Origin of the sequence: Trinickia sp. (genome assembly GCF_051953405.1) — a bacterium.
GTDB lineage: Bacteria > Pseudomonadota > Gammaproteobacteria > Burkholderiales > Burkholderiaceae > Trinickia.
In genome coordinates this window covers 1-24,959 of record NZ_JBQCIV010000063.1, presented here as the reverse complement: position 1 = coordinate 24,959, position 24,959 = coordinate 1, and the positions used below count along the sequence as shown (strand labels likewise).

The window sequence follows — 24,959 nt, the reverse complement described above, 5'->3', positions numbered from 1 at the left end:
TTGCCGGGCCAGCCGCCGTACGGTTTCAAAATTGCCTGCGGCCACGGCCGGAATCACGATCCGCGAGACGCCCGCGTCGTGCGCCGCCCCCGCTACCGCCTCGCGGTCAGCGTCGAATTCGGCTGCATCGAGATGACAGTGCGTATCGATCCACATGACGGGCGGGCCGCGATATCGATGAGGCCCGGCTCAGACCGGCACCGTTGGATCTTCGTGCAGCACGCCGTCGCGCAGCCGCAGCGTGCGATCGCAGCGCGCCGCGAGATCGTGATCGTGCGTGACGATGACGAAGCTCGTTTGGAGCTTCTCCGAAAGCTCGAGCATCAGGTTGAAGACCGTATCGGCCGTGCCACCGTCCAGGTTGCCGGTCGGCTCGTCCGCCAGGACGCAGGCCGGCTCGGTGACGAGCGCGCGCGCGATCGCCACGCGCTGGCGCTCGCCGCCCGAAAGCTCGCCGGGCCGGTGTTGTGCCCGATGCGCGAGCCCGACGCGCTCCAGCATGCGCATCGCTTCGCGTCTCGCGTCGGCGCTCGCGAGCCGACGAATGCGAAGCGGCATCGCGACGTTGTCGAGCGCGCTGAATTCCGCCAGCAGATGATGGAACTGGTAGACGAATCCCAGCGCCCGGTTGCGCAGGTCGTTACGCTCGCGCTCGCCCAGCGCCGTGAAGGGCCGGCCGAGCAATGAAACGCTGCCGGCGCTCGGTTCGTCCAAGCCGCCCAGCACGTGCAGCAGCGTGCTCTTGCCCGAGCCCGAGGCGCCGACGATCGCGAGCTTTTCGCCGCGGCGCACCGCCAATTCGGCATTGTTCAGCACCGGCACGTTGAGCCCGCCCTGCACGAATGCCTTCGAGATGCCGTGCGCCTCGAGCACGTAGGGCGACGATTGTGCCGACTGTGCCGATTGCGCCGCGGCGGCCGCCGAATTCGTCTTTTCGGTCATGAATTCGTTACTCATAGCGCAGCGCCTCCGCCGGCCGCACCTTCGCCCCGCGCCAGCTCGGATAGAGCGTGGCCAGCGCCGACAGCACGAATGCGATGATGCCGATTCTGATCACATCGCTCGCGACCAACTCGGAGGGCAGTTCCGTAATGAAATAGACGGACGGCGGCAGAAATTGCACGCCGAACAGATGTTCGATCATCGGCACGAGCCACGGAATGCTCCAGGCAATCAGGCAGCCTAGTGCGACGCCGGTGGCCGTGCCCGCGAACCCGATCGTGATGCCTTGCACGAAGAAAATCTTCATGATCGAGCCGGGCTGAGCGCCCAGCGTGCGCAAGATAGCGATGTCGGCCTGCTTGTTCGTCACCGTCATGACCAGCGACGAAACGAGATTGAACGCGGCCACGGCGATGATCAGCGTAAGAATCACGAACATCATCCGCTTCTCGATCTTGACGGCCGAGAACCAGGTCTTGTTCTGCTGCGTCCAATCGCGAATGTACAGATCGCCCGATAGCGTATGCGACAGTTCGCGCGCGACGCGCGGTGCCTCCTGCATGTCCTTGAGCCTGAGCCTCACGCCCGTAGGCGCGGCAGTGCGGAACAATACTTCGGCATCGTGGATGTTGATCAGCGCCAGCGTGCTGTCGTATTCGTAGTGGCCCGACTCGAACACCCCCGCTACCGTGAACTGCTTCAAGCGAGGCAGCATCCCGGCCGGGGTCAACGAGCCTTCCGGCGCGACGAGCGTGATCTTGTCGCCGACCGAGACGCCGAGGTTGGCCGCCAGATCGGCGCCGAGCACGATGTTGAATTGTCCGGGTTGAAGATCGGTCAGCCGCCCGGCTTTCATATCCTTGCCGATGTCGGACACCTGCGGTTCGAGCGAGGGTTCGACGCCGCGCAGCGCCACGCCGCTGACAGCGTCCTGGCGCGTGAGCAGCGCCTGCGCGTCGACATACGGCGCCGCGCCGATCACGGCCGGATTGCGCCGCGCCTCGAAGGCGGTGCGCTGCCAGTCGGGCATCGAGCCCGTGGGCGAGAAAATTTCGACGTGCGCGAGAACCGACAACATACGGTCGCGCACCTCTTTCTGAAAGCCGTTCATCACGGAGAGCACGACGATCAGCGCCGCGACGCCGAGCGCAATGCCCGACATCGACACGAGCGCGATGAACGAAATGAAGCCGTTGCCTGTCGTGCGCTTGCCGGCGCGCGTATAGCGCCAGCCGATTTGCCATTCGTAAGGGAGTTTCAAGCGAATCCTTCAATTCTTTGCGGCCACCACGCGCACCGCCGACCCAGCGGCGCGCCGACCGGCCCGCAATGCGCGTGCCGCACGCGCAAACATTGCCCGCGCGGCCGAAGCGGCGCCGATCAAGCGCGCAGTTTGCCATACAATGCGCACCATCATGCATTCCAACCGTCTTCATCTCCTATTGCCGTTCGCGCTGCCCTCGGCGGCCGATGCGTCCACCGCGCTGCACGATCTGCGTAGCCCGGCGCTCGACAAATTGCTCGCCCGCGCAACGCTCGTCGAGCGCGTGGCCGGCGAAGACTTCCAGCGCACGTTGCCGCACGAGCGATGGGTAGCGCGCCAATTCGGCGCCATCGCGCCGAACGCACTCGATGACGCCCCGCTCGCGCCCTATATGCTACTCGCCGACGGCGGGACACCCGGTACGGACGAATGGGCGTGCGTCGAACCCGTGCACGTGCGCATCGCGCACGATCACCTCGTGTTGATCGACCCGTCGGCGCTCGAGTTGAGCGACGACGACGCGGCCAAGCTGCTCGCCGTCGCCAAGCCGCTGATCGAGGAATTGGGCGTACGCGTGCAAGCCCCCACCCCGCGCCGCTGGTACCTGAGCGGCGACGTGCTGGGCAAGCTCGCCGGCGCATCGCCGCTGCGCGCGAGCGGGCGCAGCATCGAGATCTGGCTGCCGCACGACGCGCATTCGGGCCAGCGCTCGCGCATTTGGATGAAGCTGCAAAACGAAGTGCAGATGGGCTGGTTCGAGCACCCCGTCAATGAGGCCCGCGAAGCGCAGGGGCTGCCGGCAGCGAATTCCATTTGGCTGCACGCGCAAGGCACGGCGCGGCCGGTGCGCAGTCCGTTCGTTCGAGTCCTCTCCGACGCGCTGGCCACGCGCGGTTTGGCCATGGCTGCCGCGGTCGAGACGGGTAGCCCCCCGAACGCGTTCAAGGCACTGCCGCCGCTGGGCGCCGGCACGACGCTCGTCGAACTGAATCCGTTCGCGGCGCCGTTCATCGCGCAAGACTGGGCCGCCTGGCAAGCGGCGCTCGATATGCTCGAGCGCGACTGGTTCGCCCCGGCATTGGAAGCGCTCGATGCGGGGCGCCTCGGCTCGCTCGCGTTGACGTTGGCCGGCGATACCGGCTCGGTCACGCTGGCCGCCACGCGAAGCGACTTACGCAAGTTCTGGCGCCGGCGCGTGCTGCCGTCGCTGCTCGAATGATGCGGCGGCCGGACATCGCGGATCGGCCTGCCGCGCCGCTGCCCCCCGCCGCTCGCCGGGCCCCATGCGGCCTGCTCGCCTGCCCGTTCTCCTTTGCCTTCCTGCTCGTATGACTCGAATCGTCACCCGCGCCTGCTCGCCCGCCGATGAAACGGCACTGATCCGGCACGGCTTGCATCCGATCCTGGCGCGACTTTACGCCGCGCGCGGCGTGAGCCAACCCGACGAGGTCGAAACCGCGCTCACTCGGCTCGTTCCCCCCGCCCAATTAAAAGGCACGGACGATGCCGCCCGTTTGCTGGCCGAAGCGATCGAAGCGCGCAAGCGCTTGCTCGTCGTGGCCGATTACGACTGCGACGGGGCGACGGCCTGCGCGGTCGCGGTACGCGGGCTGCGCATGTTCGGGGCCCAAGTCGATTATCTCGTGCCGAACCGTTTCGAATACGGGTATGGGCTGACGCCCGAAATCGTCGAACTGGCCGCTCAGCGCAAACCCGACCTCTTGATCACGGTCGATAACGGCATCGCCAGTGTCGACGGCGTGGCCGCGGCCAATGCACGCGGTATCGACGTGCTCGTCACCGATCACCACTTGCCCGGCGATACGCTTCCCGCCGCGCGCGCGATCGTCAATCCGAATCAGCCTGGCAGCGAATTTCCGAGCAAATGTATCGCGGGCGTCGGCGTCATGTTCTATGTGCTGCTCGCGCTACGGGCCCAGTTGCGCGAACGCGGCGCGTTCGGCGAAGGCGGTCTGGCCGAACCGCGGCTCGACGGTCTGCTCGATCTCGTGGCGCTCGGCACCGTGGCCGACGTCGTCAAGCTCGACGGCAACAACCGCGTGCTCGTCGCGCAGGGTCTTGCCCGGATTCGCCGCGGCCGCATGCAACCGGGCATCGCCGCCCTCTTTCGCGCAGCGGGACGCGACGCGCGCAGCGCTTCGGGATTCGATCTCGGCTTCGCATTGGGCCCTCGCCTGAACGCTGCGGGCCGGCTCTCGGATATGTCGCTGGGAATCGAGTGCTTGACGACGGACGACGTCGGCCGCGCGTGGGAACTGGCCCAACAGCTCGACGCGATGAATCGCGAGCGGCGCGAGATCGAAGCGGGCATGCAGCAGCAGGCGCTCGAGGAGATCGCCACGCTTAATCCCGAAGGCCGCGCGACAATCACGCTCTTTAACGAAACCTGGCACCAGGGCGTCATCGGAATCGTGGCGGGACGTCTAAAGGAAAAGTACCACCGGCCCTCGTTCACATTCGCGCTCGCCGACGAGCGCGGCGAACTCGTAAAGGGCTCGGGCCGTTCGATCCCCGGCTTTCACCTGCGCGATGCGCTCGACCTGGTCGCCAAGCGCGAGCCCGATCTGATCGTCAAGTTCGGCGGACACGCCATGGCGGCCGGCCTCACGCTCGCAACGAACGACGTCCCCCGCTTTGCGGCCGCTTTCGAGCGTGTGGCGCGCGAATGGCTCGACGACGATGCGCTTGCCCGCGTCGTGATGACCGACGGGGAGTTGGAAGACGCCTACTTCACACCGCAGGTGGTCGAACTGATCGATGCGGCCGTGTGGGGCCAAGGCTTTCCGGCACCGACGTTTTCGGGCGAATTCGATGTGGTTTCGCAGGCGCTGGTCAAAGACAAGCATCTAAAATTGCAACTGGCTCGCGGGCGGCAGCGCTTCCAAGCGATTTGGTTCAATCACACGGAAACGCTGCCGGCGCGCGCGCAGGTTGCGTATCGGCTGGCGGCCGATAGTTGGAACGGCGTAGTGCGCGTGCAACTGATCGTCGAGCATGCGACAGCAACTAAAAACGCCTAGCCGTTTTCTTCAGGCTATCCTTGTCTTAAGCCTCAACCGCCGGTGCTATCGTCCGCCGGCAAATGGACCATGACTTGTATCGGCTGAGAGTAGACCAGGCGGCGTCCCGCGACATCGGGAAATCCATAAAGGACCTCGACCATTCCGACATAGTCGCCGCGAATACCTATCGAAACCAAAGCGTCACCGAAAGCCCCGCTCGCGGTCGATATCTGCTTGGCTTCCTGCTTGCGCATATAGAAAAAGGCGCCTGTCGCTCCCGATACGTCTAGGTCCGTAAAGGCTCCCGTGGTAGGAATTCTCAAAACCAGGATGCACTTTAACTCGTCTTCGGGAGACAGAAAGAAATTAGCCGGGACGGGAGGAATATCGAGCCGCATGCCGTGTTTGTCCACCTCTTCGTTGACGAAAACAATAGGAGCGACAATGTCCGCACTCGGCTGAATAGCCCCTTTACTCAACAACTCTTTCAAGTCACTCATCATCCCCCCGATTAACAGAACCAAACGGAGACATTCGACTCCCACGCCTTATTGAGTCGATTGCCGGACACGCACAAAAATTCCATCCATCAAAGATGAAATTACTAGAAAGTGCATGGTGATATTAGATCAAATTCGACGAATTAAAATTTATCGATTCCCAACAAATGGAACCCAACTCGCCAGGGAGTCGCTTCCTGTTTCCATGCTGAAGCGTCGCGCTACGACGCCTTCCTCTCTCGGGGGCGGCTTGCTTCCCGGAGCCTCGCCCAGCGCACCGAGCGCACGCCTCGATCGGCTATAATTGCTCCTTTTCACGAAGCATAAAGATCGACATGGAAGCCGAACGCCTGAACGCGATCGAAGCCTCTTTGGCAGACCTGCGCCGACGCGCAGGCGAGCTACGGGGGTATCTTTGACTACGACGCCAAATTCGCGCGTCTAGCCGAAGTCAACAAGGAACTCGAAGATCCGAACGTCTGGAACGACGCCAAGCATGCCCAGGCCCTCGGCCGGGAAAAGAAGATGCTCGAAGGCGTCGTTCTGACCCTCTCCGCCCTCGACACCGACCTGCGCGACGCGCAGGATCTGTTCGACATGGCCCGCGAGGAAAACGACGACGACACGCTCGTCGCCTGCGAGGCCGATGCGCAAGCGATCGAAGCGCGCGTGGCCGACCTCGAATTCCGCCGGATGTTCGCCAATCCGGCCGACCCGAATAACGCGTTCATCGACATCCAAGCGGGTGCCGGCGGCACCGAAGCGTGCGATTGGGCATCGATGCTGCTGCGCCAGTACCTGCGCTATTGCGAGCGCAAAGGCTTCAAGACGGAAGTGCTCGAAGAATCCGAAGGCGACGTCGCCGGCATCAAGAACGCGACGATCAAGGTCGAAGGCGAATACGCCTACGGCTTTTTGCGCACCGAAACGGGCATTCACCGCCTCGTGCGCAAATCGCCGTTCGATTCGTCGGGCGGCCGGCACACGTCGTTTTCGTCGGTGTTCGTCTACCCCGAGATCGACGATTCGATCGAAGTCGACATCAACCCGGCCGATCTGCGCATCGATACCTATCGCGCCTCGGGCGCGGGCGGGCAGCACATCAACAAGACCGATTCGGCCGTGCGGATCACGCACATGCCGTCGGGCATCGTCGTGCAGTGCCAAAACGACCGCTCCCAGCACCGCAACCGCGCCGAAGCCATGGCGATGCTCAAATCGCGCTTGTACGAAGCCGAAATGCGCAAACGGCAAGCCGAACAGGACAAGCTCGAATCGAGCAAGACCGATGTGGGTTGGGGCCATCAAATTCGCTCGTACGTGCTCGATCAGAGCCGCGTGAAGGATTTGCGCACCAACGTCGAAATCAGCAATACGAAGGCCGTGCTCGACGGCGACCTCGACGAATTCATCAGCGCGAGCCTGAAGCAAGGCGTCTAAGCGCACCGGATACACCATGACCGAATCGACTCTCCCCACCGTCGACGCAGCCGTCGACGAAAACAAGCTCATCGCCGAGCGGCGCGAAAAGCTGCGCGCGCTGCGCGAAGCGGGTATCGCCTATCCGAACGATTTCCGCCCTACTCATCATGCGGGCGAGTTGCAAACGCAATATGCCGAGGCGGACAAGGACGCGCTCGAAGCGACGGGATTGAACGTCGCCATTGCGGGCCGCATGATGCTCAAGCGCGTGATGGGCAAGGCGAGCTTCGCCACGGTCCGCGACGGCTCGGGCCAGATCCAATTCTTCGTGACGCCGGCTGACGTCGGCGAGCAAACCTACGAAGCGTTCAAGAAGTGGGACCTCGGCGATATCGTCGCGGCGCAAGGTGTGCTGTTTCGCACGAACAAGGGCGAGCTGTCGGTGCGCTGCACGCAGTTGCGCCTGCTCTCGAAGGCGCTGCGCCCCTTGCCCGACAAGGTTCACGGGCTGTCCGATCAGGAAACACGCTACCGTCAGCGCTATGTCGATTTGATCGTCACGCCGGAGGCACGCAATACGTTCGTTGCACGAACGAAAGCGATTTCGTCGATCCGCAAGTTCATGTCGGACGCCGAATTCATGGAAGTGGAAACGCCGATGCTGCACCCGATCCCGGGCGGCGCGGCGGCCAAGCCGTTCGTCACGCACCATAACGCGCTCGATATGCAGATGTTCATGCGTATCGCGCCCGAGCTTTATTTGAAGCGCCTGATCGTCGGCGGCTTCGAGCGCGTGTTCGAAATCAACCGCAATTTCCGGAACGAAGGCGTGTCGCCGCGACACAACCCCGAGTTCACGATGATGGAGTTCTACGCCGCGTATACGAACTACACGTGGCTCATGGACTTCACAGAACAGTTGATCCGCCAGGCGGCGATCGATGCACTCGGCACCGCCACGATCTCGTACCAGGGCCGCGAACTCGATCTGTCCAAGCCGTTCCATCGCTTGACGATCACTCAGGCGATCCGCAAGTACGCCCCCGATTACACCGATGCCCAGCTTTCCGACGCAGCGTTCTTGCGCACGGAACTGAAGCGCTTCGGCGTAGATACGACGCAGCCGATGTTCCTGAACGCGGGCGTCGGTGCGCTGCAATTGGCGCTGTTCGAGGAAACGGCCGAATCGCAGCTTTGGGAGCCGACGTACATCATCGACTACCCCGTCGAAGTCTCGCCGCTCGCGCGCGCCTCCGATTCGGTGGAAGGCATCACCGAACGCTTCGAGTTGTTCATCACGGGCCGCGAGATCGCCAACGGCTTTTCGGAGCTGAACGATCCTGAAGACCAAGCGGCACGGTTCAAGAAGCAAGTCGAGCAGAAAGACGCCGGCGATGAAGAAGCGATGTACTACGACGCCGACTACATTCGCGCGCTCGAATACGGCATGCCGCCGACGGGCGGCTGCGGGATCGGCATCGACCGCCTCGTCATGCTGTTGACCGACAGCCCCAGCATCCGGGACGTCATCCTCTTCCCGCACCTGCGTCGCGAGGACTGACGCGGGCGCGCGACACGCGTTTGTAACGATCCGTAAAAGCCGTTCGCAGGCCGACTGCGAACGGCTTTTTTTCGTCTGCTCCGACCCTCGCAAAGGACCGGTTCGCCGCGTTCGGCCCAATCGGCCACGCGCCATGCGTACGGAACCCGTCGCCTTGCGTTACAAATTGAAACGCAGGCATCGCGGCGATGGCGGACACTATCGGCGTTATCCCACTAGCCAAAGACCTCTTCTGGATGGATGGAGGTACGTCATGAACAATCCGACCACATCGCCCCGTCGGCTGCACCCGCTGATCGCGGTCGCTGCCGGCACGGTCATCGTTGCCAGCCTCGCCGCCACCGCCGCCATCACCGGCGTCTTCCCCAAAGCGTCGAGTTCCAGCGTCCAGACCGATCAGACGCAGACGGCACAAGTCTCGTCGCAACCTGTCGTCGATTCCGCCGCGCCCGCAACGGCCGCCGCGATGACGGGCCAGCAGCAATCTGAGCAGTTACCGGCCACGCGCCCCGGCGCGCAGGCCCAAACCGCAGCGCAGGCCCCAGGCCAAGTGCCCTACTCCGGCCAGCCGGGTCAACCCTCCTACGCACAGCAGCCGTACCGCGGTCAGGTGCCGGCGCAACAACAGCTAGCCCAGCAACCTTACGCGCAGGCGCAGCAGCCGAGTGGGCAGTCGACGTACTGCTCGACTTGCGGTACCGTCGAATCGATCGTACCGATACGCCATGAAGGCCACGGCACCGGTATCGGCGCCGTCGGCGGCGCGGTGGTCGGCGGGTTGCTCGGCAACCAGTTCGGCCGCGGCAACGGCCGCCTGGGCATGACCGCGCTCGGCGCCGTCGGCGGCGGGTTCGCCGGCAACGCAGTCGAAAAGCACTTGCGCAGCCAAACCGAATACCAAGTGCGCGTCCGAATGGAAAACGCTCGCCTGCGCTACTTCACCTATCGTTCGGCCCCGCCGTTCCAACAAGGCGAGCGCGTTCACCTAGAACGCGGCGCGCTTGTCGCGGGCTGAGCCACCGACGGAAGCGACCCACGGAACGAAGACCGCTGGCCCCGGGCCGGCCCCGTCCCCGCCGCTGCTCCCCGAGCAGCGCAAAAAAAAGCGACCGCACAACGATGCAGTCGCTTTTTTTGTGCCGGTATGGAAGCGACCGGACGCCCGTGACGTGGCGCGAAAGCTTTATTCGGCGGCGTCTTCGATCCACGCCAGTTGGATCGCCTCCAGAATCTTTTCGCTCGACCGGTTAGGGTCGTCATTGAAGCCATCGAGTTCCATGACCCACCGATGCAAGTCGGTAAAGCGAATCTGCTGCGGATCGATCTCCGGATGCTTGTCGGTGAGGGCCATTGCGATTTCTTGTACGTCGGTCCACTTCATGGCTGCTCCTCCTTGGAAGCTCAATGATTCTCTTTCGCGTGGTTGATCGTATAACGCGGAATCTCAACCACGAGATCCTTATCCTGCGGCACCCGCGCTTGGCACGATAGCCGCGAGGTAGGCTCGAGACCCCACGCCTTGTCGAGCAGATCGTCCTCGTCCTCCTCCGACGGCGCGAGCGCTTCGAAGCCTTCACGCACGATCACATGACATGTGGTGCAAGCGCAAGACTTTTCGCACGCGTGCTCGATTTCGATGCCGTGCTCAAGCAGCGTGTCGCAGATACTTTCGCCCGGCGTGGCCTCGATGACTGCCCCCTCCGGGCAGAGGTCGACATGGGGCAGGACAACGATTTGAGACATAGGTCATTCCGTTCTGGCTGTAATGTGCGAGAGCGCCGAGCGCCGCTCGCCTCGTCATTGTAGAGCGGCGCGTGCGCGCCTAGATTTCGTCGAGCTTGCGGCCCTTCAAGGCATTGCGGATGCTCTTGTCCATGCGCCGCGCGGCAAACTCGTCGGTTTGTTCGGCGAGCGATTTCGTGGCCGATTCGATCGCGTCGGCATCCGTGCCCTGCGCGGTGCCTTGCAGCACCGCCAGCGCCTGGTCGACTTGCGCACGCTCGTCGTCGGCGAGCAATTCGCCGTCGGCCGCGAGCGCCGCTTGCGTCGCTTCGATCAAACGCTGTGCCTCGACCTGCGCCTCGCGCAACGCCCGCGAGCGCATGTCGATTTCGGCCGTGCGGAAGCTGTCTTCGAGCATCCGCGCAATCTCTTCGTCCGCTAGGCCGTATGACGGCTTGACGACGACCGATGCCTCGACGCCGGAATGCTGCTCGCGCGCGAACACCGACAGCAAGCCGTCCGCGTCGACTTGGTACGTCACACGAATACGCGCTGCCCCGGCCGTCATCGGCGGAATGCCGCGCAGCTCGAAGCGTGCGAGCGAACGGCAATCGGACACCAGTTCGCGCTCGCCCTGCACGACGTGGATCGCCATCGCCGTTTGACCGTCCTTGAACGTCGTGAACTCTTGCGCACGGGCAACGGGGATCGTCGAGTTGCGCGGGATGATCTTCTCGACAAGACCGCCCATCGTTTCGACACCCAAAGACAGCGGGATCACATCGAGCAGCAGCCAATCGTCGCCGGTACGATTGCCGGCGAGCAGATCCGCCTGGATTGCCGCACCGAGCGCCACAACCTGGTCCGGGTCGAGATTGGTCAGCGGCGGCTGCCCGAAAAACGCCTCGACCGCGCGGCGTATCACAGGCATGCGCGTGGCACCGCCCACGAGTACGACACCCTTCACATCCCGCGGCTCGATTTTCGCATCGCGCAGTGCCTTTTTCGTCGGCCCGAGGGTACGCTCGACGAGCGAACGGACGAGATCGGCGAATTGCGCCTCCGTGATCGAGACGGACAGCGGCGTGCCATCCGAAAGCGTTGCTTCGACTGTCGCTTCCGAGGCAGCGGACAACGCTTCTTTCGTGCTACGAACGCGATCGAGCAATAGCCGCACATCTTCGGGCGCCAGCCCTTGCGGCGCCAAGCCGGCTTGCGCCAGCACATGACGGAACAAGACGTGATCGAAGTCGTCTCCGCCGAGTGCGGAATCGCCGCCGGCGGCGAGCACCTCGAACACGCCCTTGGTGAGCTTGAGAATCGACAGATCGAACGTGCCGCCGCCGAGATCGTAGACGGCGTAAAGGCCTTCGGCGCCCTGATCGAGCCCGTAGGCGATCGCGGCGGCCGTCGGCTCGTTGAGCAGACGTAAGACGTTCAGCCCGGCCAGGCGAGCCGCGTCTTTCGTAGCTTGGCGCTGGGCCTCGTCGAAGTAGGCCGGCACGGTGATGACGGCACCGACGAGTTCGTCGCCGAGCGAATCCTCGGCACGGTGACGCAGCGTCGCTAAAATCTCGGCCGACACTTCGACCGGGCTCTTCACGCCGTCGATCGTACGAATCTGCACCATGCCCGGCGCATCGATAAATTCGTACGGTGCGTTCTCCGCGCCCTCCACTTCTTGCTTGCCCCGGCCCATGAACCGCTTGACCGACACGATCGTATTGCGCGGATCGAGCACCGCCTCCGCCTTCGCCACATGCCCGATGCGGCGCCCGCCGCGTTCGAGGTAGCGCACGACCGAGGGCAGCAACACCCGGCCCGCTTCATCCGGCAACGCTTCCGGAATGCTGTTGCGAACGGCGGCGACGAGCGAATTCGTCGTGCCGAGATCGATGCCGACAGCCAGCCGCCGCTGATGCGGCGCGGGCGCCATGCCGGGTTCCGAGATTTGCAGTAGGGCCATTCTGATCTTAGTGGGTTCGTGCGTCGCCACGGCTGCGGCGACAACGTCGATTATCTCGCGGGTGCGACGGTTCCGCCCAGCGCCGCCTGCGGGCGAAAGCGGTTCCGATTCGACCTTCGTCGGACGCGCAGCCGCCTTCAGTGTTCGAGGCGTTCGATTTGGTGCGCGATTTCGCCCGCGATGCGCTCGAGGAACATCAATTGCCGCACCGCCTCGGCCGCCGGCTGATCGGCGCCGCTATCGAGCAGCACCGAGAGCCGTTCGAAGCGCACGCGCTCGTCCTCGCGCAATTCGTCCAGCAGCGCCATTAACTCGCCGACGTTTCTCGCATCGGCCGCATCCTCGACCCGCTCGCGCCACTCCATTTGCTGCATGAGGAATGCCGGCTCCATCGCGGTATTGTCGGCCGCGCCCACGTCGATTCCGCGCAGCGACAGCAGATAGGTTGCCCGCTTGAGGGGATCGCGCAGCGTCTGGTAGGCCTCGTTCGCGCGCGTCGCCCACTGCATGGCAATGCGCTTTTGCGCTTCGCCGGCCGCCGCAAAGCGATCGGGATGAACCTGGGCCTGCACTGTCCGATAGGCGTGCTCCAGCGCGTCGAGATCGAGCGCGAATCGCGCCGGCAAATGAAACAGTTCGAAGTGGCTGTCTTGGATCGAGGACATGAAGTCATTCGTCGATGGATCGTGTCGCGCGAAGCCGCGGCGACACTCGCGCGGCACCGGCCTGCGCGATCTGACCCGGGGCGCCTAGAAACAAAAAGGCGGCCCGCGCCGCCTTCTCGTCCGCCCCAGGCGGCCCGGGGGGTTATACGCGGAACGACTCGCCGCAGCCGCACTCGTCCTTCACGTTCGGGTTATTGAACTTGAACCCTTCGTTCAGCCCTTCGCGCGCAAAATCGAGTTCGGTGCCGTCGATATACGCGAGGCTCTTCGGATCGACGACGACCTTCACGCCGTTGCACTCGAAGACTTGATCCTCGGGTTCCAACTCGTCCACGTATTCGAGCTTGTACGCGAGGCCGGAGCACCCCGTCGTGCGCACGCCGAGGCGCAGCCCGAGCCCCTTGCCCCGGCGGACAAGGTACTTCTGCACGTGCTGCGCGGCCTTTTCGGTCAATGTGATCGCCATGATGCTTCGTGCGCTTACGCGACTTGCTGCTTCGCCTCGTCGGCCGCTTGCGCGGTGCCGTGACGCTGCTTGTAATCGGCCACCGCCGCCTTGATCGCGTCTTCCGCGAGGATCGAGCAGTGGATTTTGACCGGCGGCAGCGCGAGTTCTTCGGCGATCTGCGTGTTCTTGATCGACATCGCTTCGTCGAGCGTCTTGCCCTTCACCCATTCCGTGACGAGCGAACTCGAGGCGATGGCCGAACCGCAGCCGTACGTCTTGAACTTCGCGTCTTCGATAACGCCGTCGGCGCCCACGCGGATCTGCAGCTTCATGACGTCGCCGCAGGCCGGCGCGCCCACCATGCCGGTACCGACCGCTTCGTCGTCCTTCGAGAAGGAGCCGACGTTGCGCGGGTTTTCGTAATGATCGAGCACTTTGTTGCTGTAAGACATGATCAAACTCCTGAATTCGAATGCGTTTAGCGTGTGCGTTCGTCGGCGCTTAGTGCGCGGCCCACTTGATCGTCGACAAGTCGATGCCGTCCTGATGCATTTCCCACAACGGCGACAAATCGCGCAGCTTCGCGATCTTGTTCTCGAGCAGGTTGATGACGTAATCGACATCCTGCTCCGTCGTGAAGCGGCCGACCGTGAAGCGGATCGAGCTGTGCGCGAGTTCGTCGTTGCGCCCGAGCGCGCGCAGCACGTACGACGGTTCCAGCGAAGCCGACGTGCAGGCGGAACCCGACGACACGGCCACATCCTTGATGGCCATGATCAGCGATTCGCCTTCGACGAAGTTGAAGCTGATGTTCAGGTTGTGCGGCACGCGGCGTTCCATGTCGCCGTTGACGTACACCTCTTCGATCTGCGTCAGGCCGCGCAGCAAGCGGTCGCGCAGCATACGGATCCGTTCGTTCTCCGTCGCCATTTCTTCGCGCGCGATGCGGAACGCTTCGCCCATGCCGACGATCTGGTGCGTCGCCAACGTGCCCGAACGCATGCCGCGCTCATGGCCGCCGCCGTGCATCTGCGCTTCGATGCGCACACGCGGCTTGCGGCGCACGTACAACGCGCCGATCCCCTTCGGACCGTACGTCTTGTGCGCCGAGAACGACATCAAATCGACCTTCAGGCGGCTCAGATCGATCTCGATCTTGCCCGTCGCTTGCGCGGCATCGACGTGAAAGACGATGCCCTTTTCACGGCAGATTTCGCCGATCGTTTCGATGTCTTGAATGACGCCGATCTCGTTGTTCACGGACATGACCGAAACGAGGATCGTGTCGGGCCGCAACGCGGCCTTGAACACGTCCAGATCGATGAGGCCGTCGGGCTTGACGTCGAGATACGTGACTTCGAAGCCTTCGCGCTCGAGTTCCCGGCACGTGTCGAGGACGGCCTTGTGTTCCGTCTTCACCGTGATGACGTGCTTGCCCTTGCTCTTGTAGAAGTGCGCGGCACCCTTGATCGCCAGGTTGTCCGATTCCGTGGCGCCGGACGTCCAGATGATTTCGCGCGGATCGGCGTTCACGAGCGCAGCGACGTCTTCGCGTGCCTGCTCGACCGCCCGCTCCGCGTCCCACCCGTACGAGTGGCTGCGCGACGCGGGATTGCCGAACTGCTCGCGCAAATACGGGATCATTTTGTCCACCACGCGCGGATCGACGGGGGTCGTCGCGCTGTAGTCCATATAAATGGGCAGGTGGGGCATCTCGTTACTCATCAATGGCTCCGGGGGAAATCGTTATAGCTCGGCGTTCGTGAATTCGGCTCTGCGGCCCGATAGGTTCCGATCCGTCTGACGGCCGGTCACGAACTCGCAATGTTGAATACGGAATTCGGTCCTTTCGGCACCACGCGCGCCGCCTCGACAGCCGCACTCTCGGGGCGCCTGTCGCGCAGCACGGCGGGAGACCCTTCCCGCGCGCGTTGCTGATCGACCAAATCTTGAAGCGAAACGGAATCGAGATATTCGACCATCTTCTGGTTCAGCGTGGACCACAGCTCGTGCGTCATGCAATGCCCATCGTGCTGCTTTGTTCCCTCGCACGAACCCTTGCCGCCGCATTGCGTGGCATCGAGCGGTTCGTCGACAGCGATGATGATGTCGGCCACCGTCACTTCCTGTGCACGGCGCGCGAGGTTGTAACCCCCGCCCGGCCCGCGCACGGATTCGACGATTTCGTGGCGACGCAGCTTCCCGAACAGTTGTTCGAGATAGGACAACGAGATCCGCTGGCGCTGGCTGATACCGGCGAGCGTCACCGGACCTTGCTCTTGGCGCAGGGCCAGATCGATCATCGCCGTAACGGCGAAACGGCCTTTCGTGGTGAGTCTCATAGGGACGGTGAACCCGAATTCTCGACGATTTTGGTCAAGTATAAATACATGAGGATTTTAGTCAAGTATCCCCTTCATCGACAGGGTATTGGTGCCGGAGCGGGCCCGCACCGACTCGGATGCGCACACGGTTCAATCCTCTCTCAGCCGGGCCTGCAGATGGGCCAGCAAGCCTCGGCACGCCGCCTCCACCTGATCTAGGACGGCCTCGAAGCCCTCGGCACCGCCGAAATACGGATCGACCACTTCGCGCCCCTCGGCATGAGGGGCGAATTCCATCAACAAACGCACGCGGTCGCGGCGCTCGGGTGGGCACAGCCGCCGCAAGTTGCGCACGTTCGCCTCGTCCATGGCCAGCAGCAAGTCGAAGCGATCGAAATCGACTTCGGCCACTTGCCGGGCGCGCAGCGGCGACAAATCGTAGCCGCGCGTGCGTCCCGCAAGTTGCGCGCGTTCGTCCGGCGCCTTGCCGACATGCCAGTCGCCCGTCCCCGCGGAATCGATCAGGATGCGATCGGTCAAGCCGGCGGCTTCGACCTGCGCGCGCATGACCGCTTCGGCCGTCGGCGAACGACAGATATTTCCAAGGCAAACGAAGCAGACAGAAACGGTTTTCATCGATGTAGCGCGCAAGCGAACGGCGCGGACTCAAGCCCAATCAATCACGAGCGAACTCACGCGAGCGAGCCGGTGCGCACCGATCCGTGCACAACAGCCGAATCCGACATTGTATCGAGCGCCGCGGTTCACGATGCCTCGGCCGAAGCCCCCGGCGCCGACACTGCGCGCGTGACCGTATGGCGTGCGGTCGACGCTGCCGGAGCCGCGTTCGTACCGATCAGCCCATACGACACCGTTCGCGCCAGCTCCGCCGTGACCTGGTCCGCCGCCAGCGGTTCGCGCGGCGCCCCGCCGTTGCCGTACGCATGCAAAGCGGCCAAGACAATCAGCGCCAAGGCCAGCGCCACTGGCCAGAAACTGGAGACATAGCCCGATTTTGTCGTTTTCATGTTCGTGCCCCAAGCGAGAAGGACTCGCGCCGATCGCGCGCCCGTTCCCACACACGGTACGTATTCTATAAACGATCTCTATCGAGACAAAGACGCGAATAGCGAATTCAGCGTTGCGTCTGGATAAACAATAATGCGCCGCTAGGACGAGGAAAGCCGGCGCGCGGCGCCCGTTGCGTTCAACCCAGATGGCTGTGCTGCGCGGCGTACAGCTCGCGGAACGTGCGGCCGACGGGCGCCGGCATGTCGCGCGTCGCGGTCCAGCCTTGGCCGAAGGGCAGATAGGCGATCGAGCGTCGGCTCCCGCCCGCGCGCTCGAGTACGCGCACGGCCAGCTTCGCGACGAGCGCGTAAAGGGTCGGCCGCATCGCAAGGAACCCCCAGAGCGCTAGCGCCATGCGCTCCGAGCGCGGCCGCAAGCCCCGTTCGACTTGCTTTTCGCGCAGCTTGCGCAGCAGATCCGAAATCGGAATCCCGACGGGACACACGGCATTGCATTCGCCGCACAGTGTCGCCGCCTGCGGCAGATCGAGCGCTTTATCCACGCCCGCGTAGCTCGGCGTCAGCACCGAACCCATCGGCCCCGGGTAGACCCAGCCGTAAGCATGGCCGCCCACCTTCTGATACACCGGGCAGTGGTTCATGCAGGCACCGCAGCGGATACAGCGCAGCATCTCTTGAAACGCGCCGCCGATGAGGCCCGTGCGGCCGCCGTCGACGAGCACGACATACTTATGCTCGGGCCCGTCGAGATCTTCCGGCCCGCGCGGCCCCGTCAGCAACGAAAAGTAGTTGGCCGCCACCTGGCCCGTCGCGCTGCGCGGCAACAGCCGCATGGCGAGCGCGAGATCTTCGAGCGTCGGCAAGACTTTTTCGATGCCGGTGATCGCCACATGCACGCGCGGCATCACGGTGCACATGCCCTCGTTGCCCTCGTTCGTCACGAGCGCGACCGAACCCGTCTCGGCGATCACGAAATTGCCGCCCGTCACGCCCATGTCGGCCGACAAGAAGTGCGGACGCAGGACCTCGCGGGCCTCGCGCGTCATATCGGGAATCTCGGTCAGCCTCGCGCGCCCATGCGTGGCCGCGAACAGATCGGCGATTTCCTCTTTGTCCTTATGGACCACCGGCGCGATGATGTGGCTCGGCGGCTCGTTGTCGTTGATCTGAAGAATGTACTCGCCGAGGTCCGTCTCGATCGACTGCACCCCCATCTCGCCGAGCACGGCATTGAGCCGCATCTCCTCCGATACCATCGACTTGGTCTTGATGACCTTCTTGACCTCGTGCTTGCGCGCGATGTCGGCCACGAGCCGCGCGGCGTCGCGCGTCGTTTCGGCGTACAACACCGTCGTTCCGCGCCGCGCCGCCTCCCGCTCGAACGTTTCGAGCCAGACATCGAGGTTCTCGAGCGTCCGATTGCGACGCGCCTTCAACTCGGCACGGGTTGCCGGAAAATCGATCGCCTGCATCGCCGCAGCCCGCGCCGACACGAACTTCGTCGACAGCTTTTTCAGATTCTGCTGCAAGCGGGCATTGCCCAGCGCATCCTTGGCGCGCGCTTTGAAGTGCATCGATTGAACTTGCATGGGAGGCTCGGTCGGTCTGGAAAGCGAAAGCAGCGAGGAAGGCTCAGCGGTCGGCGTCGCCGGCCAGCACTTGGGCAATGTGCAGGACGCGCGTGGCGGTATCGCCGCTGCGACGCAGCCGTCCTTCGATGTTCAGCATGCAGCCGAGGTCGCCCAGCACGACGCAGCCCGTCCCGCTCGCTTGGACATTGGCGCACTTTTCGTCGACGATGGCCGCCGAGATGTTGCCGTACTTCACGGCGAAGGTCCCGCCGAAGCCGCAGCAGTGCTCGCAATCCTTCATTTCGGTCACGGCCACCCCGCGCTGGGCGAGCAGCGCACGCGGCTGGGCTTTGACGCCCAACTCCCGCAACCCCGAGCACGAATCGTGGTAAGTGACGGGTCCCTCGAACGCGCCGGGCGTAAGCTGCACCTTCGCGACATTGACGAGAAAATCGGTCAATTCATAAACTTTCGCACGAAGCCGTTCGTAGCGGCCCATGAGTTCGGGATCGTCGCGCAACAGATCGCCGTAATGGGCAGCGATCATGCCGCCGCACGAACCCGAGGGAACCACCACGTAATCGAACGGCTCGAACTCGCGCAACATCTTCTCGGCCAGATCGCGGGCGATGCGCCGCTCGCCCGAATTGTAGGCGGGTTGCCCGCAGCAGGTTTGCACAGGCGGCACGGCTACCTCGAAGCCGGCCTGCTCGAGCAGCTTGATGACCGAGAATCCGATCTCCGGGCGCATCAAATCGATGAGACAAGTGACGAAGAGTCCGACTCGCATGGTGGCCACATGTAAACGAAACGGGTCGATTATCCGTCGTTTGGGCCCGCCGAGCGGCGGAAAAGTCGAAAAATGTGCACGCCCGCAATCCGAAGCGGCATTCGAACAGCGTTCGCTTTTTTCACGATACGAGATACAATGGGCTTATCCATTAATTGCCGCGTCAACTGATTTCCCATGAGCGAGACGAACCAGGACTCCAAGACGTCGATCCAGGTGATCGAACGTATGATGCGCCTGCTCGATGCCCTGGCTGCCCACACCGATCCGGTCAGCCTCAAAGAGCTCGCGCTGCGTACCGAACTGCATCCGTCGACAGCGCACCGCATCCTCAACGACATGGTGACGTGCCGTCTGGTCGATCGTTCCGATCCGGGCACCTACCGGCTCGGCATGCGCCTGCTGGAGCTGGGCAACCTCGTCAAGGCGCGGCTGTCGGTGCGCGACGCGGCACTCGCGCCGATGCGCGAGTTGCACCGCATGACAGGGCAGACGGTCAATTTATCGGTGCGACAAGGCGACGAGATCGTCTACATCGAGCGCGCCTACTCCGAACGCTCGGGGATGCAAGTGGTGCGCGCCATCGGCGGGCGGGCGCCGTTGCATCTGACGTCGGTCGGTAAGCTGTTCCTCGCCGCGGACGAATCCTCGCGCGTGCGCGCCTATGCCATGCGCACGGGCCTGTCGGGCCATACGCAAAACAGCATCACCGATATCTCGCGGCTCGAGCGCGAATTGACGCAGGTGCGCCAGCAGGCCTGCGCGCGCGACAACGAAGAGTTGGAACTAGGCGTGCGCTGTATCGCCGCGGGCATCTACGACGACACCGGCAAGCTCGTGGCCGGCTTGTCGCTGTCGGCACCGGCCGACCGGCTGCAAGACGCGTGGATCGGCCAGTTGAGCCAAACGGCGCTCGTCATTTCCGAATCGCTCGGCTATCACCCGGAGGCCGCGTCCACGGCGGCGGCCGCCGCGGACGGGCACCGCAAGTCGAATTCGCACTGAGGCGAGCTACCCGCGTCACGCTGCGGCCAACACGGCGAACAAAAAGCCCCGCAACGCGTGCGGGGCTTTTTGTGCGAGGGGAGCGGCGCGATTGCTTTTGCGCGCGCCGCGACGCTTAGGTCCCGCGCCCGCCGGCGTCCGCGCTCGTGATGCGCGGGCCGCCGAAATCGTCGAGCCACTTGCGCAGGCGTGTCGCATCCGCGAACCGCGAATATTTGCCCGTCGAATCGAGCAGCACGATCACCATCGGCCGGCCGTGGATCGTCGCCTGCATCACGAGGCACTCGCCCGCTTCGTTGATGAAGCCTGTCTTTTGCAAGCCGATGTCCCAGGTCGGGTTACGCACGAGTGCGTTGGTGCTGTTGTAGGCCAGCACGCCCTTGCCCGGATAAACGTCGTAGCTGCGGTCCGTCGAGAACTTGCGGATCAGCGGGTACTGGTACGCCGCCTCGATCATCTTTACCAGATCGCGCGCCGTCGAGACGTTTTCGCTCGTCAAGCCGGTCGGGCTCTCGAAGTGCGTGTCGTTCATCCCGAGTGCCTTGGCCTTCGCGTTCATGGCCGCAATGAAGGCCGGACGCCCGCCGGGGAAGTAGCGCGAAAGCGCCGCCGCAGCGCGGTTTTCCGACGCCATCAGCGCGATATGCAACATGTCCTCGCGCGAGAGCACCGAACCCACGTGCAGGCGCGAGGTCGTGTGTTTGATGAAATCGCGATCTTCGTCGGTTACCTCGATCTGATCGGTCAGCGGCGCCTTCGAATCGAGCACGACCATCGCCGTCATGAGCTTGGTGATGGAGGCGATCGGCACGACGGACGTCGAATTCTTGTCGAACAAGACCTCCGAGGTGTTCTGATCGACGACATAAGCGACGTTCGACCGTAGCGCGACGCCTTCGGGCGTTTCCTGCAGCCCGAACGCCTGAGCGCCCGCGGGCGAACGCGGCTCGAACGCCACGCGATGGACGACGCCATGCCGGCCATGCGCGCGCAGCGTATAGCGCGTGCGCTCGTGGCGGCCTCGCTCCTTCACGTGCGCGTCCGCCACCTCGATTTTCGACGCGGCGGCCTTCGAAGCGGCGACGTGCTCCTCTTTCTTGAGGTGCTTTTTGTGGACGGGATGATGAGCGGCCGCAGCTTCGGTAGCGGCGAACGCGTCGACCGGGGTCGCAACCGCCGCCACGGCGAGCGCGCCAGCGACTGCGGACACCAAAGTGCCGAGCGCTACGCCTCTAATCACGTTGAGCGACGAAAACAGAGCGATTTTCATTGAGATTCTGAAGCAGGAGTAGCGGACGGTTGTCGGCAAGTGTAGTAAAGCTACGAAAAATTAGCAATATTAAGCACTTATGGGCCGTCCTTGATCCAATTTGTAAATTGGGGAGGCGTCGAGCACGCACAATTCTTGCGCAAGGGCCGCCTCGCCTGTAGGGCCATAACCGCATAACGGCGATGTTTGTCCAAACTTGAGCGAAATGGTTCGCGCGCAAGCACAGCCCGGAGCGGTTCCGCGGCAAGAATCGCCGATGGCCGGCGCGCGCGAATCCGCATAACGCGCCAACCCCGGCTTTGGTTTACAGCGTTTTCCGCCAGGGCACCGCCCGCTGGCGCACCCATGCTAGCGAATGGCGGAAAACGCCGAGAAAGGGCCATTCGGCGGCGCGACAAATCCGCCGGAAACGATTCCATTTTCATGCCCCCGAACAGGCCGCAACGCCTTGTTTTTTCGGCAAAAGTATGACTTTGTGCGACGCAGCAAAATAGGCTTGACATTTGCGTACGCCGTCCTAAAATGGGAACCGTTGTTGCGACGCACAAAAGGCGTTGGAACGAAGAAACGCCTCGCAAGTTTAGCCATTCCACCCCTTCGGCCTGCCGGAACAGGCCGATACATAGGAGCGAAAACATGACTCTGCTGACCCCTGAGCAATTTGCCGCAGCCCAGAAAGCGAACCTCGAAGCCCTGTTCGGTCTGACGAACAAGGCTTTCGAAGGGATCGAAAAGCTGGTCGAACTGAACCTGCAAGTGGTGAAGTCGACGATTGCGGAAAGCCAGGAAAACGCGCAACGCGCGCTGTCGGTCAAGGACGCGCAGGAGTTCGTCGCGCTGCAAGCCAGCCTGACGCAACCTGTTGCCGAGAAGGTGTTGTCGTACGGTCGTCATCTGTATGAAATCGCCTCGGCCACGCAAGCCGAATTCGCGCGTGTTGCCGAAGCGCAGTACGAAGAGCAGAACCGCAAGGTTCAAGCGCTCGTGGAAAACGTCGCCAAGAATGCACCGGCTGGTTCGGAAACGGCTGTTGCCGTCATGAAGTCGGCGATCACGGCTGCCAACACGACGTACGAAACGGTGCACAAGGCCACGAAGCAAGCGGTCGAAATCGCGGAAAGCAACTTCAACGCGGCTGCCACGGCTGCCCAGAAGGCTGCGCAGCAAGCTGCCTCGCAAGCTTCGCGCGCCGCTGCCACGAAGAAAGCCGCGGTGTAAGACTCGGCGCCTGCTCCGCGCCAATGTAGTAAGCAAAAACAGCGCGCTTCCTTCGGGAAGCGCGCTGTTTTTTTATCGATCGCCGGCAGCGTACTGCCGATCGAGCGCGCGCCGTCGCGCATTCGATTCGATCTTCGTATTTAGAGGCGGAGAGCGAGCGGCGAAAAAAATCCCGCCGCCGGCTTGCGAGCCGGGCGGCGGGATTTTAGGCTCTCGAATTTACTTCTTCCGTTGCGGCGGCAGATCGGTGCAGACGCCTTCGTAGAGTTCGGCTGCCATGCCGATCGATTCGCCGAGCGTCGGGTGCGGATGGATCGTGCGACCGATATCGGTTGCATCCGCACCCATTTCGATGGCCAGGCACACTTCGCTGATCAGATCGCCCGCGTTCAAGCCGACGATACCGCCGCCGATGACGCGATGGGTTTGCTCGTCGAAGATGAGCTTGGTGAAGCCCTCGTCGCGCCCGTTCGCGATGGCGCGGCCCGACGCGGCCCAAGGGAAGACTGCCTTGCCGTACTTGATGCCTTCGGCCTTGCATTGATCTTCCGTCTTGCCGGCCCATGCTACTTCGGGATCCGTGTAGGCGACCGAGGGGATTTGCAGCGCGTCGAAGTAGGCCTTTTCGCCATGTGCCGCTTCGGCGGCAACGTGCCCTTCGTGCACGGCCTTGTGCGCGAGCATGGGCTGCCCGACGACATCGCCGATCGCGAAGATGTGCGGCACGTTCGTGCGCATTTGCTTATCGACTTCGATGAAGCCGCGGTCCGTCACGGCAACGCCGGCCTTATCGGCGCCGATCTTCTTGCCGTTGGGGCTGCGGCCGACGGCCACGAGCACGAGGTCGTAGCGTTGCGGTTCGGCGGGTGCTTGCTCGCCTTCGAACTTGACGTAGATGCCGTCCGATTTGGCTTCGGCTGCGGCCGTTCTCGTCTTGAGCATGACGTTCGCGAAGTGCTTGGCGCTGTACTTTTGCCAGACCTTCACGAGATCACGGTCGGCGCCCATCATGAGGCCGTCGAGCATTTCGACGACGTCGATTTTGGCGCCGAGCGTGGCATAGACGGTGGCCATTTCGAGGCCGATGATGCCGCCGCCGATGACGAGCATGCGTTGCGGCACTTGGCGCAGTTCGAGGGCGCCGGTCGAATCGACGACGCGGGGGTCTTCCGGCATGAACGGCAGCTTCACGGCTTGCGAGCCGGCGGCGATGATGGCCTGCTTGAACTTCACGACCTTCTTGCCGCCCTCGCCTTGCACTTCCATGTGGTGCGGATCGAGGAACGCGCCGACGCCGGTGACGACTTCGACCTTACGGGCCTTGGCCATGCCGGCGAGGCCGGTGGTGAGTTTCTTGACGACGCCGGATTTGAACTCGCGCAGTTTGTCGAGATCGATTTGGGGCTTGCCGAACGTGATGCCGTGGGCGGCGAGCGCGGCGACTTCATCGGTGATGAGGGCCGTGTGCAGCAGCGCTTTGGACGGAATGCAGCCGACGTTGAGGCAAACGCCGCCGAGCGTCGAATAGCGCTCGACGAGAACGGTTTTCATGCCGAGATCCGCAGAGCGGAACGCGGCGGAGTAGCCGCCGGGACCGGCGCCGAGCACGAGCATGTCGCATTCGACGTCGGCAGCGCCCGCGAAGCTGCCGGCTTGGGGCGCGGCGGCGGGTGCGGCTTTGGGCGCGGGTGCGGCGGCTGGCTGCGCTGCTTGGGCAGCGAGAGCGGCCTTGGCCGGCGCTTGGGCGCCTGCGGAGACTTCGACTAGTGCGACGACGGTGCCTTGGGAGACCTTATCGCCGGGTTTGATTTTGACTTCCTTGACGGTGCCGGCGACGTCGCTGGGCACTTCCATGGAGTCCTTGTCGGATTCGAGAGTGAGCAGCGACTGTTCTTTCTCGATGGCGTCGCCGGGTTTGATGTTGACTTCGATGACGTCGACGTCTTTGAAATCGCCGATATCGGGTACTTTGACTTCGATGAGACTCATGTACGTCCCCTTCTTGTTTAGCGACTGACGAGGGAGCAAACGCTCGCGGTCGAACGAGAAAACTACGGCCTGGCTGTCACTCTGGGCGCATGGGTGAAACCACCTTTGCAGTCCGCCCAAGGACGCGCCTTTCTTTTGGTTACTTTTCTTTGGAAGACAAAGAAAAGTGACCGCCGCCCCGCGCAGGGGCGACGCTAGCAGGCCGCTACGAAAACAAGTTCAATGGGGGGCGCGGATGATCGACGTGA

The 24,959-nt window shown here is 63.3% G+C and carries 25 protein-coding genes; 7 read left to right on the top strand and 18 right to left on the bottom strand.

Annotation, left to right across the window (positions count from 1 at the left end):
- The 3 genes from ACTHN9_RS10395 to ACTHN9_RS10385 form a co-directional block, all read right to left on the bottom strand.
- Nucleotides 1-156: TatD family hydrolase (locus ACTHN9_RS10395; protein WP_440536678.1), on the bottom strand; the 156-nt coding region annotated here is incomplete at its 3' end.
- Between the two features lie 33 nt (nucleotides 157-189).
- On the bottom strand, nucleotides 190-942 hold the full coding sequence (lolD, locus tag ACTHN9_RS10390; RefSeq protein ID WP_440536677.1) for a lipoprotein-releasing ABC transporter ATP-binding protein LolD: 753 nt from the start codon (nucleotides 940-942) through the stop codon (nucleotides 190-192).
- A gap of 7 nt (nucleotides 943-949) precedes the next feature.
- Entirely contained in the window at nucleotides 950-2,203 is a 1,254-nt protein-coding gene (locus ACTHN9_RS10385; RefSeq protein ID WP_440536676.1) for a lipoprotein-releasing ABC transporter permease subunit, read from the bottom strand.
- A 142-nt stretch (nucleotides 2,204-2,345) separates the two neighbouring features.
- Between ACTHN9_RS10385 and ACTHN9_RS10380 the strand changes: the two genes are divergently transcribed.
- Nucleotides 2,346-3,425: a regulator gene (locus ACTHN9_RS10380; protein WP_440536675.1), complete on the top strand. Its 1,080-nt coding sequence runs from the start codon at nucleotides 2,346-2,348 to the stop codon at nucleotides 3,423-3,425.
- Nucleotides 3,426-3,534: 109 nt separating this feature from the next.
- A complete protein-coding gene (gene recJ / locus ACTHN9_RS10375) occupies nucleotides 3,535-5,247 on the top strand; it encodes a single-stranded-DNA-specific exonuclease RecJ (RefSeq protein WP_440536674.1) in 1,713 nt (570 codons plus the stop codon).
- Nucleotides 5,248-5,279: 32 nt separating this feature from the next.
- Here recJ and ACTHN9_RS10370 read toward each other — a convergent pair whose 3' ends face one another.
- A complete protein-coding gene (locus tag ACTHN9_RS10370) occupies nucleotides 5,280-5,720 on the bottom strand; it encodes a hypothetical protein (protein WP_440536673.1) in 441 nt (146 codons plus the stop codon).
- A 344-nt stretch (nucleotides 5,721-6,064) separates the two neighbouring features.
- On the opposite strand from ACTHN9_RS10370, the gene prfB reads away from it, so the two are divergent.
- From prfB to ACTHN9_RS10355, 3 genes are all read left to right on the top strand, one after another.
- Nucleotides 6,065-7,169 (top strand): peptide chain release factor 2 gene (prfB, locus tag ACTHN9_RS10365; protein ID WP_440536672.1). Its coding sequence is split into 2 segments (ribosomal slippage): nucleotides 6,065-6,145 and nucleotides 6,147-7,169, totalling 1,104 coding nucleotides; the frame shifts between segments, so codons are not numbered across the junction.
- Nucleotides 7,170-7,185: 16 nt separating this feature from the next.
- Nucleotides 7,186-8,712, top strand: coding sequence for a lysine--tRNA ligase (gene lysS, locus ACTHN9_RS10360; RefSeq protein WP_440536671.1), 1,527 nt, complete (start codon nucleotides 7,186-7,188; stop codon nucleotides 8,710-8,712).
- A gap of 253 nt (nucleotides 8,713-8,965) precedes the next feature.
- Nucleotides 8,966-9,727: a glycine zipper 2TM domain-containing protein gene (locus ACTHN9_RS10355; protein WP_440536670.1), complete on the top strand. Its 762-nt coding sequence runs from the start codon at nucleotides 8,966-8,968 to the stop codon at nucleotides 9,725-9,727.
- A gap of 168 nt (nucleotides 9,728-9,895) precedes the next feature.
- On the opposite strand, the gene iscX is transcribed toward ACTHN9_RS10355, so the two are convergent.
- From iscX to ACTHN9_RS10295, 12 genes are all read right to left on the bottom strand, one after another.
- A complete protein-coding gene (iscX, locus tag ACTHN9_RS10350) occupies nucleotides 9,896-10,093 on the bottom strand; it encodes a Fe-S cluster assembly protein IscX (RefSeq protein WP_440536669.1) in 198 nt (65 codons plus the stop codon).
- A 20-nt stretch (nucleotides 10,094-10,113) separates the two neighbouring features.
- Nucleotides 10,114-10,455, bottom strand: coding sequence for an ISC system 2Fe-2S type ferredoxin (fdx, locus tag ACTHN9_RS10345; RefSeq protein WP_440536668.1), 342 nt, complete (start codon nucleotides 10,453-10,455; stop codon nucleotides 10,114-10,116).
- Between the two features lie 79 nt (nucleotides 10,456-10,534).
- Nucleotides 10,535-12,400 (bottom strand): Fe-S protein assembly chaperone HscA, encoded by a 1,866-nt coding sequence (gene hscA / locus ACTHN9_RS10340; protein ID WP_440536667.1) that lies wholly within the window; start codon nucleotides 12,398-12,400, stop codon nucleotides 10,535-10,537.
- A 137-nt stretch (nucleotides 12,401-12,537) separates the two neighbouring features.
- A complete protein-coding gene (gene hscB / locus ACTHN9_RS10335; protein WP_440536666.1) occupies nucleotides 12,538-13,065 on the bottom strand; it encodes a Fe-S protein assembly co-chaperone HscB in 528 nt (175 codons plus the stop codon).
- Between the two features lie 142 nt (nucleotides 13,066-13,207).
- Entirely contained in the window at nucleotides 13,208-13,531 is a 324-nt protein-coding gene (gene iscA / locus ACTHN9_RS10330; RefSeq protein ID WP_116135920.1) for an iron-sulfur cluster assembly protein IscA, read from the bottom strand.
- A gap of 14 nt (nucleotides 13,532-13,545) precedes the next feature.
- Entirely contained in the window at nucleotides 13,546-13,965 is a 420-nt protein-coding gene (gene iscU / locus ACTHN9_RS10325) for a Fe-S cluster assembly scaffold IscU (protein WP_440536665.1), read from the bottom strand.
- Nucleotides 13,966-14,014: 49 nt separating this feature from the next.
- Nucleotides 14,015-15,238 (bottom strand): IscS subfamily cysteine desulfurase, encoded by a 1,224-nt coding sequence (locus tag ACTHN9_RS10320; protein WP_440536664.1) that lies wholly within the window; start codon nucleotides 15,236-15,238, stop codon nucleotides 14,015-14,017.
- A gap of 86 nt (nucleotides 15,239-15,324) precedes the next feature.
- Entirely contained in the window at nucleotides 15,325-15,855 is a 531-nt protein-coding gene (iscR, locus tag ACTHN9_RS10315; protein ID WP_440536663.1) for a Fe-S cluster assembly transcriptional regulator IscR, read from the bottom strand.
- 132 nt (nucleotides 15,856-15,987) lie between these two features.
- Nucleotides 15,988-16,473 carry a low molecular weight protein-tyrosine-phosphatase gene (locus ACTHN9_RS10310; protein ID WP_440536662.1) on the bottom strand — a complete coding sequence of 162 codons (486 nt, stop codon included), beginning with the start codon at nucleotides 16,471-16,473 and terminating at the stop codon, nucleotides 15,988-15,990.
- A gap of 128 nt (nucleotides 16,474-16,601) precedes the next feature.
- Nucleotides 16,602-16,865: a hypothetical protein gene (locus ACTHN9_RS10305; RefSeq protein ID WP_440536661.1), complete on the bottom strand. Its 264-nt coding sequence runs from the start codon at nucleotides 16,863-16,865 to the stop codon at nucleotides 16,602-16,604.
- 179 nt (nucleotides 16,866-17,044) lie between these two features.
- Nucleotides 17,045-18,457, bottom strand: a complete 1,413-nt coding sequence (locus ACTHN9_RS10300) for a lactate utilization protein B (protein ID WP_440536660.1) — start codon at nucleotides 18,455-18,457, stop codon at nucleotides 17,045-17,047.
- 43 nt (nucleotides 18,458-18,500) lie between these two features.
- On the bottom strand, nucleotides 18,501-19,229 hold the full coding sequence (locus ACTHN9_RS10295; RefSeq protein ID WP_440536659.1) for a (Fe-S)-binding protein: 729 nt from the start codon (nucleotides 19,227-19,229) through the stop codon (nucleotides 18,501-18,503).
- Between the two features lie 177 nt (nucleotides 19,230-19,406).
- Between ACTHN9_RS10295 and ACTHN9_RS10290 the strand changes: the two genes are divergently transcribed.
- Nucleotides 19,407-20,234, top strand: coding sequence for an IclR family transcriptional regulator (locus ACTHN9_RS10290; RefSeq protein ID WP_440536658.1), 828 nt, complete (start codon nucleotides 19,407-19,409; stop codon nucleotides 20,232-20,234).
- Between the two features lie 115 nt (nucleotides 20,235-20,349).
- On the opposite strand, the gene pbpG is transcribed toward ACTHN9_RS10290, so the two are convergent.
- Nucleotides 20,350-21,504 (bottom strand): D-alanyl-D-alanine endopeptidase, encoded by a 1,155-nt coding sequence (gene pbpG / locus ACTHN9_RS10285; protein ID WP_440536657.1) that lies wholly within the window; start codon nucleotides 21,502-21,504, stop codon nucleotides 20,350-20,352.
- A gap of 636 nt (nucleotides 21,505-22,140) precedes the next feature.
- Here pbpG and ACTHN9_RS10280 point away from each other — a divergent pair.
- Nucleotides 22,141-22,722 carry a phasin family protein gene (locus tag ACTHN9_RS10280; protein WP_440536656.1) on the top strand — a complete coding sequence of 194 codons (582 nt, stop codon included), beginning with the start codon at nucleotides 22,141-22,143 and terminating at the stop codon, nucleotides 22,720-22,722.
- Nucleotides 22,723-22,941: 219 nt separating this feature from the next.
- Here the strand turns inward: ACTHN9_RS10280 and lpdA are convergent, their stop codons facing one another.
- On the bottom strand, nucleotides 22,942-24,711 hold the full coding sequence (gene lpdA, locus ACTHN9_RS10275; protein ID WP_440536655.1) for a dihydrolipoyl dehydrogenase: 1,770 nt from the start codon (nucleotides 24,709-24,711) through the stop codon (nucleotides 22,942-22,944).
- Nucleotides 24,712-24,959: the final 248 nt, after the last annotated feature.

Coding starts and splice junctions, on each gene's coding strand:
- lolD (WP_440536677.1), bottom strand. CDS start 942: ATGACCGAAAAGACGAATTCGGCGGCCGCCGCGGCGCAATCGGCACAG.
- ACTHN9_RS10380 (WP_440536675.1), top strand. CDS start 2,346: ATGCGCACCATCATGCATTCCAACCGTCTTCATCTCCTATTGCCGTTC.
- recJ (WP_440536674.1), top strand. CDS start 3,535: ATGACTCGAATCGTCACCCGCGCCTGCTCGCCCGCCGATGAAACGGCA.
- lysS (WP_440536671.1), top strand. CDS start 7,186: ATGACCGAATCGACTCTCCCCACCGTCGACGCAGCCGTCGACGAAAAC.
- ACTHN9_RS10355 (WP_440536670.1), top strand. CDS start 8,966: ATGAACAATCCGACCACATCGCCCCGTCGGCTGCACCCGCTGATCGCG.
- iscX (WP_440536669.1), bottom strand. CDS start 10,093: ATGAAGTGGACCGACGTACAAGAAATCGCAATGGCCCTCACCGACAAG.
- fdx (WP_440536668.1), bottom strand. CDS start 10,455: ATGTCTCAAATCGTTGTCCTGCCCCATGTCGACCTCTGCCCGGAGGGG.
- hscA (WP_440536667.1), bottom strand. CDS start 12,400: ATGGCCCTACTGCAAATCTCGGAACCCGGCATGGCGCCCGCGCCGCAT.
- hscB (WP_440536666.1), bottom strand. CDS start 13,065: ATGTCCTCGATCCAAGACAGCCACTTCGAACTGTTTCATTTGCCGGCG.
- iscA (WP_116135920.1), bottom strand. CDS start 13,531: ATGGCGATCACATTGACCGAAAAGGCCGCGCAGCACGTGCAGAAGTAC.
- iscU (WP_440536665.1), bottom strand. CDS start 13,965: ATGTCTTACAGCAACAAAGTGCTCGATCATTACGAAAACCCGCGCAAC.
- ACTHN9_RS10320 (WP_440536664.1), bottom strand. CDS start 15,238: ATGAGTAACGAGATGCCCCACCTGCCCATTTATATGGACTACAGCGCG.
- iscR (WP_440536663.1), bottom strand. CDS start 15,855: ATGAGACTCACCACGAAAGGCCGTTTCGCCGTTACGGCGATGATCGAT.
- ACTHN9_RS10310 (WP_440536662.1), bottom strand. CDS start 16,473: ATGAAAACCGTTTCTGTCTGCTTCGTTTGCCTTGGAAATATCTGTCGT.
- ACTHN9_RS10305 (WP_440536661.1), bottom strand. CDS start 16,865: ATGAAAACGACAAAATCGGGCTATGTCTCCAGTTTCTGGCCAGTGGCG.
- ACTHN9_RS10300 (WP_440536660.1), bottom strand. CDS start 18,457: ATGCAAGTTCAATCGATGCACTTCAAAGCGCGCGCCAAGGATGCGCTG.
- ACTHN9_RS10295 (WP_440536659.1), bottom strand. CDS start 19,229: ATGCGAGTCGGACTCTTCGTCACTTGTCTCATCGATTTGATGCGCCCG.
- ACTHN9_RS10290 (WP_440536658.1), top strand. CDS start 19,407: ATGAGCGAGACGAACCAGGACTCCAAGACGTCGATCCAGGTGATCGAA.
- pbpG (WP_440536657.1), bottom strand. CDS start 21,504: ATGAAAATCGCTCTGTTTTCGTCGCTCAACGTGATTAGAGGCGTAGCG.
- ACTHN9_RS10280 (WP_440536656.1), top strand. CDS start 22,141: ATGACTCTGCTGACCCCTGAGCAATTTGCCGCAGCCCAGAAAGCGAAC.
- lpdA (WP_440536655.1), bottom strand. CDS start 24,711: ATGAGTCTCATCGAAGTCAAAGTACCCGATATCGGCGATTTCAAAGAC.